At 43.9% G+C, this 14087-nt stretch carries 14 protein-coding genes and 1 tRNA gene; 14 read left to right on the top strand and 1 reads right to left on the bottom strand.

Annotated features, from left to right (window positions below; translation table 11 throughout):
- The first annotated feature begins 13 nt into the window (after positions 1–13).
- Positions 14–961, top strand: a complete 948-nt coding sequence (sppA, locus tag HMPREF1039_RS06895) for a signal peptide peptidase SppA (RefSeq protein WP_007391727.1) — start codon at positions 14–16, stop codon at positions 959–961.
- On the top strand, positions 955–1515 hold the full coding sequence (locus tag HMPREF1039_RS06890) for a YIP1 family protein (protein WP_039891907.1): 561 nt from the start codon (positions 955–957) through the stop codon (positions 1513–1515). Before sppA ends, HMPREF1039_RS06890 begins: the two co-directional genes overlap by 7 nt.
- Here HMPREF1039_RS06890 and HMPREF1039_RS06885 read toward each other — a convergent pair.
- Positions 1432–2385, bottom strand: coding sequence for an epoxyqueuosine reductase (locus HMPREF1039_RS06885; RefSeq protein ID WP_007391673.1), 954 nt, complete (start codon positions 2383–2385; stop codon positions 1432–1434). The genes HMPREF1039_RS06890 and HMPREF1039_RS06885 overlap by 84 nt on opposite strands.
- A gap of 210 nt (positions 2386–2595) precedes the next feature.
- Here HMPREF1039_RS06885 and HMPREF1039_RS06880 point away from each other — a divergent pair, with 210 nt between their 5' ends.
- The 12 genes from HMPREF1039_RS06880 to HMPREF1039_RS06825 all read left to right on the top strand — a co-directional run bounded on the left by HMPREF1039_RS06880 (position 2596) and on the right by HMPREF1039_RS06825 (position 14073).
- Positions 2596–3333, top strand: a complete 738-nt coding sequence (locus tag HMPREF1039_RS06880) for an MBL fold metallo-hydrolase (RefSeq protein ID WP_007391715.1) — start codon at positions 2596–2598, stop codon at positions 3331–3333.
- On the top strand, positions 3333–4604 hold the full coding sequence (locus tag HMPREF1039_RS06875; RefSeq protein WP_007391671.1) for a DUF445 domain-containing protein: 1272 nt from the start codon (positions 3333–3335) through the stop codon (positions 4602–4604). The genes HMPREF1039_RS06880 and HMPREF1039_RS06875 overlap by 1 nt, the downstream gene beginning before the upstream one ends.
- Before the next feature lies 1 nt (position 4605).
- Complete coding sequence (locus HMPREF1039_RS06870; protein WP_007391643.1) at positions 4606–5889, top strand: DUF445 domain-containing protein; 1284 nt, start codon at positions 4606–4608, stop codon at positions 5887–5889.
- 455 nt (positions 5890–6344) lie between these two features.
- The gene (locus HMPREF1039_RS06865) at positions 6345–6890 is read left to right on the top strand and encodes a glutathione peroxidase (protein ID WP_007391631.1); all 546 of its coding nucleotides are present in this window, start codon (positions 6345–6347) and stop codon (positions 6888–6890) included.
- 436 nt (positions 6891–7326) lie between these two features.
- Positions 7327–8004, top strand: a complete 678-nt coding sequence (locus tag HMPREF1039_RS06860; RefSeq protein WP_007391663.1) for a hypothetical protein — start codon at positions 7327–7329, stop codon at positions 8002–8004.
- Positions 8005–8033: 29 nt separating this feature from the next.
- Positions 8034–8243 (top strand): indolepyruvate ferredoxin oxidoreductase subunit alpha, encoded by a 210-nt coding sequence (locus tag HMPREF1039_RS06855; protein WP_007391612.1) that lies wholly within the window; start codon positions 8034–8036, stop codon positions 8241–8243.
- Between the two features lie 14 nt (positions 8244–8257).
- Positions 8258–9325, top strand: coding sequence for a 3-methyl-2-oxobutanoate dehydrogenase subunit VorB (locus HMPREF1039_RS06850; protein WP_007391660.1), 1068 nt, complete (start codon positions 8258–8260; stop codon positions 9323–9325).
- A gap of 1 nt (position 9326) precedes the next feature.
- Entirely contained in the window at positions 9327–10073 is a 747-nt protein-coding gene (locus HMPREF1039_RS06845; protein WP_007391621.1) for a thiamine pyrophosphate-dependent enzyme, read from the top strand.
- 1 nt (position 10074) lies between these two features.
- Positions 10075–10614: a 2-oxoacid:acceptor oxidoreductase family protein gene (locus HMPREF1039_RS06840; protein ID WP_007391739.1), complete on the top strand. Its 540-nt coding sequence runs from the start codon at positions 10075–10077 to the stop codon at positions 10612–10614.
- A gap of 211 nt (positions 10615–10825) precedes the next feature.
- Positions 10826–11860, top strand: coding sequence for a phosphate acetyltransferase (gene pta / locus HMPREF1039_RS06835; protein ID WP_007391675.1), 1035 nt, complete (start codon positions 10826–10828; stop codon positions 11858–11860).
- 378 nt (positions 11861–12238) lie between these two features.
- Positions 12239–12315: transfer RNA gene (locus tag HMPREF1039_RS06830), tRNA-Arg, on the top strand.
- Between the two features lie 393 nt (positions 12316–12708).
- Positions 12709–14073, top strand: coding sequence for a short-chain fatty acid transporter (locus HMPREF1039_RS06825; RefSeq protein WP_007391736.1), 1365 nt, complete (start codon positions 12709–12711; stop codon positions 14071–14073).
- Positions 14074–14087 lie beyond the last annotated feature (14 nt).

The following is a 14087-nucleotide window of genomic DNA, read 5'->3' as shown; positions in this document are numbered from 1 at the left end:
TAGGAGTGATACTATGGGAGAAAAAAAGAAACGGTATATAACGGGCGTTACCCTCTTGGTCATTTGCGTGATTACCATTATGGCGGCTTGGTTGCATGTGCGGGGGCCGTATGACGGGAGCGGAAAAAGAGGGAAAAAAATTGCCCTTATTACAGTGAGCGGCCCCATTACCGGCGGCGATGGACAGGGATTTTGGAATACCGGCGGTGCAACGGCACCGTCGCTTATGAAACAAATACGACAGGCGACGGCGGATGCGGAGGTAGGCGCGATTTTATTACGGATTGACAGTCCCGGCGGCAGTGCCGCCGCCACGCAAGAAATTGCTCGAGAATTGCAGCGTGCTAAAGATAATCATATACCCGTTGTGGTTTCTATGGGGGATACGGCGGCTTCCGGAGGGTACTGGTTAGCAGTATACGGCGATACTTTATTTGCAGATCCGTCTACGATTACGGGCAGCATCGGGGTATATATGTCTTATTATGATGCTCGGGGACTTAGTCGTAAATTAGGTATACGTGAAGAAAAAATAAAATCGGGGGCCCATAAGGACATTTTTTCTCCTTTCCGTCCCATGACGGCGGAAGAAAAGCAAATGACACAAGATATGGTTAATGAAATGTATAATCAATTTGTTACTGTTGTGGCTAAAGAACGTCATATGCGTCCGGAAACGGTACGCGCTTTGGCGGACGGACGCGTGTATACGGGAAGCCGGGCAAAAGCGTTGGGGCTGGTCGATCGCTTGGGAAATTATTATGATGCGTTGGCCTATACTAAAAAACTGGTGCATACGGATGCCGATGATGAAGATTGTTTGGTTACGTATGAAGACGGACAACCTTGGCAGGATTGGGTAAAAGGCAACTTGAACCTTTCGCAAGCGGTTAAGAATGTAGCGGAAGATTCGTCCCTGTCCTTGCCGACGGTATTGATGAAAGCGGTGACGGCATGGTAAAATCATACATTTTACAGGTATTGGATCAGATTAGTAATCTCTGTTTGCATCCGCAGACGACGATGACTCACATTGTACAAGAAACCCGCCTCAAGGAAGGACTCGGTATTGCGGTGTTATACATCATATTGGTACAAGCGGCCGATATGGCGACGGAGAACACGTATGCGTCGAACAATTGGTTAGGAATAGCCGTATTGTTACTTGCGGTAGTCGCCTTGACACACGGGGCGTCAAGGATTTTGGGAGGACACGGACGGTTTTCTTCTTTGTTGGCGGGAGGCTGTTTTGCTTTATTACCGCAGTATATACGCCTTGCAGCGGTCGCGTTGACCCCGTGTATAGGAGAGGCGACGGTCCGGATTGTGGGCAGTATAGCGTATATTATTTCCTGTATACTGTGGATTTTAGCGATACAAGCGGTGTATCATTTCAGTACGGGTCGGAGCCTGGGGGCGGCGGCATTTTTATTATTCATTCCTTTTGTTATAGGTGCGGCGGTTTTCGTCGGCGTGTTGTTGTTGTGTATATCCGTGGGCCTGCTCTGGCATTGACGGGGGTAATCGGAGGTATTCCATATTGCGTAATAAGATTTTTTTGCCGCGCCAGGCAAAGGCGCGATTGCCGTATTTCCGTTGAAATTCGCGATTGGAAAGGGACGCTATCGCCTCGTGCGATAAGGTATATATACGATTCTCTTTAAAGTCATTAAGCGGCGTTTCCGGAATCTCGGCATTATGAGGGCAGACGGCCTGACACATGTCACAACCGAAAATCAGGGGTGTCTTTCGGAGCACTTCTATTTCAGGCAGCGAAAGGCTGCCTTTTTTTTGTGTTAAATAGGATTTACAAAGACGATAATCGTAATCGGCGCCATCGAAACAATGCCCCGGGCAAGCATGACGACAGGCGCCGCAATGATAACATTCCCGGTGCAGCGGGGTATCCGGCGTCAGGGGTAACGTGGTAAGAATACTGCCGATAAAACAATACGAGCCGTAGCGTTCATGAATAAAGCAGTCATTATCGCCTATAAATCCCAGTCCGGCCAAATAAGCCAAATAGCGATCGGCAAGCGGCGAAGTATCGGCAACGGACAGCGTGCGACAAGACGGATAGTGTTGATGCAGATAGGCTTCAACGGTTTGTAAATAGCGGCGAATCAGAAGGTGATAGTCCGTACTGCGACAATAAAGCGAAAGATTGGCGGTCGGCGGGTCGGCAACATAATAGGGAAATAACATGACAATAATAGAGCGACAAGGGGATAATAATCGTTCCGGCTCATAGCGTTCGGCCCCTTGGCCGGCGGCTAAGGGGCAAGGACGCGCAGGGGGCGGCGGCGCAGGAAATTGTCCCGGCGCAATGCCTACACAGGGAATGCCTAATTGATAAATAAATTGTTTAATATGCAGGCTGTTCATGGTATACTCCTTTTCTTTCGATTTTATTATACCATATACCGTATATGAGAAGGCGCGGCGTTAACGTGTTTTTTAGAAGGCAGTTCATACGGACATAGAAGAAATTGCCGGATGTCTTCATAGAGAGGGGGATTTAATGGTATAATAAAAAAGTTATATAAAAACTGTAACGTAGGGAATAGTAGGGAATAGATAGAAAGGTGGCTATATATGGCGGCAATACAACTATTTTTTTTACATCACAGCGGATTTGCCGTAGAAACTCCGTCAAAAATACTGGTGTTTGATTATTGGCGGGATCCGGCGGGGGTAGTATCGCAGTTGGAAAAAACAAGGAAGCCCTTATGGTTTTTTGTCAGTCATCGTCACGAGGATCATTTCAATCCGCAGATTGCCGCATTTCAACAGAAAACGGCACATTATATTGTCAATGAAGAAGTGCCGTTGGCAATTTCAGCGTCGGAAAAAATGCAGCGCCTTCGGGTATATGATACAATAGTCATAGATGATGTGACGATTACGCAATATGGTTCCACCGATGAAGGCGGTTCTTTTTATGTGCGTACTGACGGGATACAATTATTTCATGCAGGGGACTTGAACCGGTGGCATTGGAACGGCGATACGGTGCAAAATAATGACCGGGCTAAAGAAAACTTTATACGGGAAATGCAACATCTTTCCGGGTTGACGACGGATTTTGCTTTCTTTCCGGTAGATGCGCGTTTGGAAAGCGCAAGGGAATGGGGCGTAAGCGGATTTTTGCAGGTCGTAAAGGTGCGAAAAGCGTTGATTCCTATGCATTATTTCGGCTCCGTGTGGCAACCGTCCGCTACCTTTGTTCGACAATATGGACATATTCCGCTATGGATTCCGAAACAAGCGGGGGATACACGACGGTGGTTATACGGCGAGGCGGAGAACAAGTGGGGAAAAGGAGAAAAATAATGGCAGAAACAAAAACAATCGTACAAAAACGTACGCATATTGCTAATTATATTCTGGTTATAGCGGCCATTGTACTGCTTTTAGCATATCCTGTGCGGGATTTGTTTTGGGGCGGCTTATTGACACACGTTGCCGGTGCGGCGCTGATCGGCGGTTTAGCGGATTGGTATGCCGTAACCGCTTTATTTCGCAAGCCGTTGGGAATTTCATTTAAAACCGCATTAATACCGAACAGCAAAGAACGAATTGCGGAGATGGCCCGTCAAATGGTGGAACATGAAATTTTAACAGTACCCAATATGTATAATGTGTTGAAACATCATCCTGTCTTAGGTACCACATTGGACTATTTGCGAACGGAAAAAGGCTTTCAATCGGCGGAAAGGATTGCCGGACAAATTTTAAATACATTTTTGTACACCGTCGACATGAAAACGATTGTGCGCATATTTGCCAATGTAGGGGGACAGGCTATTGAACGAATTGAACTGGCGCCGATTATGAGCAAGGCGATTCGAATCGGGTTGCGAGGGGAGTCGGGAAAAGATTTTCTTGATTTTATGATTTTGCATTTAGAAATACTGATTCAAAGCGACACTATGAAAAAATATATGGGAGAGATTTACGAAGCCTCTATTCAGCAGTATGCGAATCGGCATCCGTTTATGAAACTGTTTATTAAACCGCTGTTAAAAAGTGAGATTTTCAGTTCCCGGACAGTGGCGGAAAAATTGTCGCAAAAGTTTTTAACCGTGTTGGCGGAAGCCAAACAGCCGAATTCTTTGAAACGGGAACAAGCTTTGCGATACTTATGGGCACAAACGGATAAAATTGAATTTAATGCGGCGTGGAAAGAAGGTATGGAAGGGTATAAAAACCGGATGTATAAAAATTTGGTGACCCGTCCGGATACCAAAGAAGCGTGGCAACGATACGTACAGGATCCGGATCGGCAAAAACGTGTATGTACGGCTGCTGCTAAGTATGTAGTGGGAAAATTGGAAGCATGGCGGGAAAGTCCCGATCAGGTGGAACAAGTTAATCGTGCGGCCTTGGCTTTTGTGGCCCGAGAATTGAAGCGGCTGCAAGTTTGGTTCGGTAAAACGGCGCAACAGGAAATTTTACAATATGACAGCCGGTACTTGGCGGAACAATTGGAAAGTCGGGTTTGGTATGATTTGCAAATGATTCGAATTAACGGTTCTTTAGTAGGGGCGGTCTTGGGCGCGATTATTTTCTTTATTATGTACAGCTTGAAGGGAGGCGTGTGAGATGACGTATCGACAACGGGCCGACGCCATCCTGGGATTATCGGCGGTTTGCTTTCTGGCTATTTTGGCATGGTGGTATACGCATCCGGCAGGTGTCCGGGAAGCGTTGCTGTTTTTTGTTATTCAATCGGCACTTATCGGCAGTATTGCGGACTGGTTTGCCGTGACGGCATTATTTGAAAAGCCGTTGGGTTTTCCGTATCATACGGAATTGTTATATCGTAATCGCACACAGATTATTGACGGGATTACCCGTATGATTTCCGAAAAATTATTGCAGCCGGAAAAATGGAAAGAAAAGTTGTATGATGTTTCTTTCATGGACTTGTTGATTCAATGGGTTCATTCTCCCCGCGGTAGAGAACGATTTCGTAGGATTCTGTTGGAAGTGGGCGTACGGGCCTATCGTTTTGCGTCACAGGAAAAGACGCAGGCCAATATTGCCGCACAAATTCGTCGCTATTTAAAACAGCAGCCGTTAGTAGCTTTTTTTCAAGATCGACTGATTTCCTTGTTGGAAGATCCGGACAGTCATATGTTGCAAGATGCGGTGCGCTTAGGCAGACGATTGGTAGACAGTGACGATTTTGATGCCCTGCTGGCACGTATGTTGCAACAATGGATGGAAGAATCTAAACATACGCCGGCTTCGGTGATTACGATTAATAAATTTTTGGGTATGGTAGATACCCGTAAAATAGCTAAAGATATTAAGGGCGGTATATTGTCGTGGCTGGAACAGTGGGAACAGGCGGAAGGCGAAGACCGAGTATGGTTATGTCGCAAGTTTGAATTATTTTTATACTCAATGAACGGGCAATTGGCGTATGCCGTACAAAACTGGCAAGATCAATTTGTGGATTCTTTGCCTATTGAACGATGGTTACAAGCGACACAAAAATCGGGCCGGGAATATTTTACAGTCGGAGAACAAGGTCGGGAAGAGCTGAAAGATATGTTGGAAGAACAGTTTCTCCATTATTTGTCTTATTGCAGTGAACATCCGGAAATAAAAGAATGGCTGAATGAACAAATTCGGCGCGCCTGCTTGGTGATTTTGGAAAATGAACATTCGCTGATCGCTGTAGCAGTCCGTGATGTACTCTCCGGATTTGATAAGAAGAGGTTTAATGCGTTTTTAGAAAGCAAAGTCGGAGAAGATTTGGCTTGGATCCGTATTAACGGGGCTATTGTGGGCGGCTCTATCGGATTTTTTGTCTTTCTTTTTCTGCAATTTTGCTATGGCCCTTTTATCGGCCCGGCGATTCGTCATTTGTTTTTATAAACAGTATATTTGCACGGATCTGTTCGTCGGGGACCGATTCGGTGCCGCACGCCGCCGGAAGGCATACCGGCGGCGTGTTTTTTTATATCGTATAAGAGCGGGATTTTTAGTGTTCGGACAGTATACAAGAAATGCTATTCGTATTATGAGAACAAAAGTCAAATAAATATCGGCACGCATAGCGTCGGCACGCGCGAAAAAAGGGATAAAAATGGCGTGACTATCCGTGATATAGCCGGCAGGTGCATAGGGAACGGCGGCGTAACCTATATTTTTTATTTTTATCAAAAACTATTGCCTTGTATACCAAGGCATGGTATAATATTGTCATAACAAAAAATAATTACTAATAAATAATAAATAAAATTAACGCATAAGAGAGAGTTTTGATGAAACAAGATATTCAGGTGTTGTGTACCCCTTAGGGTCAGTATATAGGAAAAGGAGGCTCTATTATGAGCATATATGATTATTCTGTAAAAGATATTACCGGTAATGACGTGGCTTTACGCGAGTATCGGGGGAAATTGGTGTTAATTGTAAATACTGCCAGCAAATGCGGATTTACACCGCAGTATGACGGGTTGGAAGGGTTGTATAAAAAATATAAAGATCGGGGCCTGGTCATTTTAGGATTTCCTTGTAATCAGTTTTTACAACAAGAACCTGGCGATGCGAAAGAAATACAGAGCTTTTGTAAATTAAATCACGGGGTTACTTTCCCGTTGTTTGCGAAAGTGGATGTACGTGGAGAACAAGCGATTCCGTTATATAAATATTTGACGGAAACGGCGCCGTTCCGGGGATATGAATTACAAAAGCCGGGCGGAAAAATTATTGAAGAAGTAGTACGTAAAAATTATCCCGACAATTTAGAAGGCAACGGGGTAAAATGGAATTTCACCAAATTCTTAATCAGTCGTGACGGACAGCAGGTTACTCGTTTTGAACCGACGACCACTCCGGAGGAATTGGACAGTATTATTGCCGCCGCTTTATAAGGGAAAGAAAAATACCGCAATGCGTTTACGCATTGCGGTATTTTTTTATAAATGAGTTTCCAATATGAAACATATTGACAATACATGTCATGTAAAGTACAGACCGACAATTCGGAAAAGTAAGCGGCAAGATTCTTTTGCAAATTTATAAATTTTCAAAAGAAACGACATGTACCGTAGGATTTAAAATAATAAGGAAAAATAGGAGTATTACTATTCGTCAAGCATAGAAAGCAGGCACATTATTTATGCATAGGAATAACGTTTTACTGCAGTATATATTGCGGAATCATAGGGGGTGAATTATAATATAAATAACAAAATAACATATTTTGTATGAGAAAATAAAATGCTCTGCTTATATGAATAAATACATGGAATATAGAAATACTTATAATATACAAGGCGATTATGGGAGCCGGAAGGGGGGAGACCGATGACGGATTGGATAGATGCTTCGCGAGTACATATTGTAGTGGGGCATTTCGGCAGCGGTAAAACGGAAGTAGCTTTGAATCTTGCCTTTACATTGGCGGCGCGGGGATATGCGTTTGCATTGGCCGATTTGGATATTGTAGATCCGTATTTTCGTTCCCGCGAATGTAAAGCATTGGTGGAAGCGAAAGGCGGACGTTTAATCATGAGCTCGTCACAGCATATGGATGCCGATTTACCGGCCATGCCGCCCGATGTGGTCACCTTATTTCAACAGTCCTGTCGGTACGGGGTAATGGATATTGGCGGCAATCCTTCCGGTGCCCGTGTATTGGCTCGGTACCGCCATGAATTACAGCAATGTGAAGCAAGGTTATGGTGTGTCGTTAATGGGAACAGACCGTTGTCGGATACACCGGAAAAAGCGGTGTATTACCTCAGGGAAATAGAAAAAGCGGCGCGTATGCCCGTGCAGGGGTTGATTAATAATACCCATTGCTGTCAATATACAGCGGTAAGTGATGTGCGGCAGGGAGCGATATTGGCCGAGGAAGTTTCGGCGCGGACGGGTATTCCCGTTATTTGTCATGCCGTTCCCCGACGCTTGGCAACGGCTGTTGCCGCATTTGTAAATCCTGTATTTCCTATGGATTTGTATATGAAGAAACCGTGGGAATAACAACACATTGGAAAGGAGACGGTTCCAGTATGACCATGTATGTAACGTTTCGAAAAGATCGGTGTAAGGGGTGCGGGCTTTGCATTTCCGTGTGTCCGAAAGAAATATTGGCCTTGGAAGAAGAAACGAACATAAAGGGCTATAGACCGGCGGTCTGTACCGATATGAAAGCTTGTATCGGGTGTGCCGGTTGTGCCAAAATTTGTCCGGATTCCATCATTACGATTGAAAAAGAATAAGGGAGGCGCCATATATGAAAAGAGAAATATGGAAGGGCAGCGAAGCGATTGCGGAAGCGGCTATTCGTGCCGGCTGTAAAGGTTTTTTCGGGTATCCTATTACGCCGCAAAATGAAATACCGGAATACATGTCTTTTAGAATGGCGGAGTCGGGCGGTGTATTTGTACAGGCCGAATCGGAAGTGGCGGCTATTAATATGGTATACGGCGCGGCGGCTACAGGTGTGCGGTGCATGACCTCTTCGTCGTCTCCCGGCATCAGCTTAAAACAAGAAGGAATCAGTTATATTGCCGGGGCCAAATTGCCGGCGGTGATTGTCAATGTCATGCGCGGCGGTCCGGGATTGGGCTCCATACAGCCTTCACAGGCCGATTATTTTCAAGCGACCCGCGGTGGCGGTAACGGCGATTACAGAACTCCCGTGTTAGCGCCATCCAACTTGCAGGAAGCGGTGGATTTAGTACAGGAAGCGTTCGATATTGCCGATCAATATCGCACGCCCGTCGTCGTATTGGCGGACGGTCTTATCGGACAAATGATGGAACCTATTGTTTGGAAAGAAAGAACCCCGCGGACATTGCCGCCTAAGGATTGGGCGGCATGCGGCAGAGGAAAACGGGAACATAATAATTTTCTCAGCTCGTTGTTGATTGCCGCGGCGGATTGTGAAGAACATAATATAGAATTATTGAAAACCTATGAAGAAATAGAAAAAAATGAAGTCCGTTGGGAAGAAATTATGGTGGCGGACGCGGAAATTGTCATTGTTGCTTACGGTACACCCGCACGTATTGCCATTACGGCTGTAGAAAATTTACGGGAACGGGGAATTAAAGCCGGCGTTATTCGTCCGATTACGTTATGGCCGTTTCCTTATGACCGGATTCGGGAAATCGCGGGACAAGCCGGCGTTGCGCAAATGTTGGTAGTGGAAATGAGTACGGGACAGATGATCGATGATGTAAAAATTGCAGTAGCCGGACAAAAACCGGTTCATTTTTACGGACGGTACGGCGGTGTTATTCCGACGGTTTCAGAAGTGGCCGAGGCGGCGGCAAAAATTTGGCGGGAGGGGAAATAATATGAGAAAAACGATTTATGAAAAATCAACAGGTCTGCAAGATACAGAACTTCATTATTGCCCCGGATGCAGTCACGGTATTGTACATAAATTAGTGGCGGAAACGTTGGCGGAAATGAATGCCGTAGAAACCGCTATCGGCGTCTGTCCGGTAGGCTGTTCGGTATTTGCCGGAAATTATTTTGCGTGTGACATGATTGAAGCGGCGCATGGACGGGCTCCCGCTGTAGCTACGGCGGTAAAACGTACACATCCGGAGGTGCCGGTATTCACGTATCAGGGCGATGGCGATTTGGCTTCTATCGGCGCCGCGGAAATTGTACATGCGGCAATGCGAGGCGAAAAATTTACGACGATTTTTATTAATAACGCCATTTACGGCATGACCGGCGGGCAAATGGCGCCGACTACTTTGATCGGGCAACGGGCCACCACGGCTCCCTCCGGTCGTACGGCGGAACAAGCCGGAAATCCTATGCGGGTGTCGGAAATGTTGGCGACGTTGGACGGGTTGGTATATGCGGAACGCGTGTGTGTGACCGATATTTCTCACTTAATGAAAGCCAAACGGGCGATTAAAAAAGCGTTTACAAGACAAATGAATAATGACGGCTTTACCTTTGTCGAAGTTCTTTGCTCTTGTCCCACGAACTGGGGAATGGATATAAAAGAGGCTAATGAGTGGTTGATTTCGCATATGATTCCTTATTATCCGCTGGGCGTGATTAAAGATGTGGAGGTGCCGTGAGATGAAACATGAAGTTATTCTTTCCGGTTTTGGCGGGCAAGGCGTCATGTCTATCGGTAAAAATTTAGTAGAAGCCGGGGTGGAAGAAAATTTACAAGTATCATGGGTTCCGTCTTACGGACCGGAAATGCGCGGCGGAACCGCGAATTGTACGGTTATTTTAAGTACCGAACGTATCGGCTCACCGTTAGTCGAACATCCGTCGGAAATTGTCGTTATGAATCGGGCCGCTTTAGCTAAATTCGGATCGTTGGTGCAAACCGGCGGGATCATTTTTATTAACAGCAGTATTGTTCCCGATAAGGTAGAGAGAGAAGATGTGACCGTATACTATGTACCTTGTGATGAAATTGCACGAGAATTGGGGAATCCGAAAGTAAGTAATATGGTTATGTTGGGCGCTTATGTGGGGGCAACGGCCGTGTTATCTGTAAGCACGATAGAAACTATGATACACAATATGTTTACCGGGACGAAGGCAAAATTAATCGCATTGAATATGCAAGCCCTGCAACGCGGCTTGGCATGTGTAAAGCATTGATATCCATAGGAACGGGGGAGATATTCCGGGGAATATCTCCTTTTTTTGCGGCCTAAAAGAGTATGCACCGGATTTTTTTTACTATGGTTTACTTGCATAATAAATACGAGGAATATTGCTTTTCATCGGGCAAACTTTGTATTATAATGAATGGTGGTTTTAGATATAGTGAGTGTTGTCTTTGACAGGACTCGATTAAGGAGTGGTGATAATGAGATTTACAGAAGATTTAAAATCTCGGGTAGCAAAGGCACAAAAGAAGATTGTTTTGCCGGAAACGAACAGTCGTCGTGTATTAAAGGCGGCAGAACGTGTTTTAGCCGACGGATTTGCTAAAATCGTTTTAATCGGTAAATTAGATAAGATTAAAAAAGATGCATCTAAATTCCAAATTGATTTGACCGGCGTAGAAGTTATCGATCCGGAAACTTACTATCGTATGGATGAACTTTGCCAATATTTTGCGGAACGTCGTAAAAAGAAAGGCATGACGGTAGAACAGGCGCGGGAAATTATGATTAATAATTATACTTTCTTCGGTGCCGGTTTGGTAGCGTTGGGGGATGCTGACGGCGTGGTATCCGGAGCGGCTACGACCTCGGCGGATGTTATTCGTGCAGGTCTGCAGGTTATCGGGCCCCGTCCGGGTAACAAAACCGTATCTTCCGCATTTATTTTGTTGACCAATACGCCTCAGTATGGTGATAACGGTATTTTGGTTCTCGGGGATTGCGGTGTTATTCCCAATCCGACGCCGGAACAATTGGCCGATATTGCCTGCATTTGTGTACAACGGGCACGTCGTACGGTACAGATGTTGAATCCTAAAGTGGCGTTGCTTTCGTATTCGACAAAAGGTTCCGGTTCCGGTACAACTGTTGAAAATGTGCGGAAAGCGGTAGAAATTTTAAAACAACGTAATGTTGACTTTGATTTTGACGGAGAATTGCAGGCAGATGCCGCGTTGGTTCCGGAAGTCGGCGAACACAAAGCGCCCGGCTCCAAAGTTGCCGGCCATGCGAATGTGCTTATTTTCCCGACGTTGGATGCGGCCAATATCGGCTATAAGATGGTACAACGTTTTGCCAACGCAACAGCTCTCGGACCCTTGGTACAAGGCTTGGCTAAACCGATTTTGGACTTGTCCCGCGGTTGTTCGTCCGAAGATGTGGCGGACGTTGTTGCCGTATGCTGCTCGGATGCTATTACGAATGATATTTACAGACAAGAAGCGAATCAACAATAAAGGGTATAGCTGTTGAGTAAGTAAAACCTTCTCGGCATACCGTAAGGAACCCTTAAAACCCGGCGCAGTCGGTGATAATCCCGATTGCGCCGGGTTTATTTTGTTGACGGCACATGTAGTTCCTGCGTATTGTTGCGCTACGGCGTTATTACTGCAATGCGTATGCGCGGTCGGCGATTTTTAGCGGCGGCGTGCCGTTTCCTTTTTCGCTTTTAGCGCAGCGGTTTAACGTCGATATTTTTAATGATTCAGGGAATCGTTTCAGATATGTCTATTTTTTTCTATTTTTATGTGACAATTTCAGATGCGTCCTATAGAAACGGGATAGGAACGCTTTCTTTTTTTTGCATTATGTGATACGATAACAACGATATACATGCGCCCATAGCTCAGCAGGATAGAGCAGCAGTTTCCTAAACTGTGTGTCGGATGTTCGAGTCATCTTGGGCGCACCATACAAACACCTGAAGAGTATTGCTTTAGGTGTTTTTTTTCGTAAGGAACCGGCGTATTGTATAATATAACAGGTGTGAGGCGCTTTGGTCGGATAAATTAGTGGTAAGGGGCACTTTGTTTAGGAAGGGACGCAATAAGGATGTAGAGTTATTTAAACGGGCTTTTGGCTAGTAGTAGAAAGAAATTTTAGGTTTATTTTGGTGTATGGTGGGTGGTTTTGCAATATCAACGTAGCGTCTTTTTTAGAGAGCTTTGTTAAAGGCGTATATATTGATGCTGCATGAAAAATGTTCATTAAAACGATTTATAAATTTCATTTTTCTTAAATATAGAAAAATGTCATAATATAAATGTAATATTTTTCTTGAAAAGAATAGGAGGAGAACCGACATATGGAGAAAAAAAGACAATTTACTGATTATTTTACAGAATTTGCTGAGCGATGGGTACCGGATTCATATGTTATTGCGTTATTATTAACTATTGTGGCATTTATAATGGCATTAATTTTAACCCCATCAAATCCTATTCAGGTGATCACAGCATGGGGAAATGGTTTTTGGAGTTTATTGGGATTTGCTATGCAAATGTCGCTGGTGGTTATTACTGGATATGCACTAGCTACTACTCCTATTTGCAATAAAGTAATTAAACGTATTTGCAGTAGACCGAAGAAGATAAGAACTGTATATATTTATGCGGTGGTGTTATCATCTATTGGATATTATCTTAATTGGGGATTTGGATTAGTTTTTTCGGCGTTGCTTTGTAAGAATTTAGCTATGCAAGCAGAAAATAATTGTTTAAAAATTGATTATAGGTACTTATGTGGAGCTGCTTGGACCCCTTTTTATATTTGGCATATGGGGCTTTCTGGATCAGCCCCTTTATTGGTTGCAACTCCAGGACATTTTATGGTTAAAGAAATTGGGATTATACCTATTTCTCAAACTGTTTTTCATCCTTATAATCTCATATTAGTTGGTATATCAGTTATGGCTATGATTTTATTATTTGGATTTATATTAGTACCTAAATATGAAGAACGGATTATTTCATTACGACAATGGAATGATAAGTTGGTGCTCCCTGAATGCACTGAGGTAGTAAAGAAAAATATTACGACACCAAGTGAATGGGTTACATATAGTCCATGGTGTTCTTATTTTATTGGAATTATGTTTTTGGTATATTTATATTATCATTTCTTTGTATTGGGAAGGTCATTAGATATTAATGTGTTGAATTTTTTATTTTTGACTTTAATTATTTGGTTATATGGTTCTCCAGCCGCCTTATTGAAAGCGGTAAAGTCTTCTACACCGGCAGCTTGGGGTGTGATTTTGCAATTTCCGTTTTATGCAGGGATTTTCGGAATTATGAAATTTACAGGTTTAGTAAATATTATTTCTTCATGGGTAATTGCATTTAGTACTACTACTACATTTCCAGCTATTTCAGCAATTTTAAGTGGTTTTATCAGTTATTTTATTCCTTCAGGTGGAAGTAAGTGGATCATTGAAGCACCTTTTTTGATTCCGGCAGGAAATGCATTAGGCATTTCAAATGCACAAACTATAATTTCTTATATGTTTGGTGGAGATTTAACTGCTTTGATTCAACCTTTTTTTGCGGTTCCTTTTATGGCTGTTTGTGGATTGGAATTTAAAGATTTTGTTGGATATAGTTTTGTGGCATTTATTGTGTTAGGTATTATTATGGTTTTAGGATTAACTTTTATTCCTTTTACAATATGATTTTAGAAAGAAGG

The sequence above is a fragment of the Megasphaera lornae genome, assembly GCF_000214495.1.
In the GTDB taxonomy this organism is placed as follows: Bacteria; Bacillota; Negativicutes; order Veillonellales; family Megasphaeraceae; genus Megasphaera; species Megasphaera lornae.
Note: the sequence above shows the minus strand (reverse complement) of the source record. Positions and strands in the feature narration are given on the sequence as shown.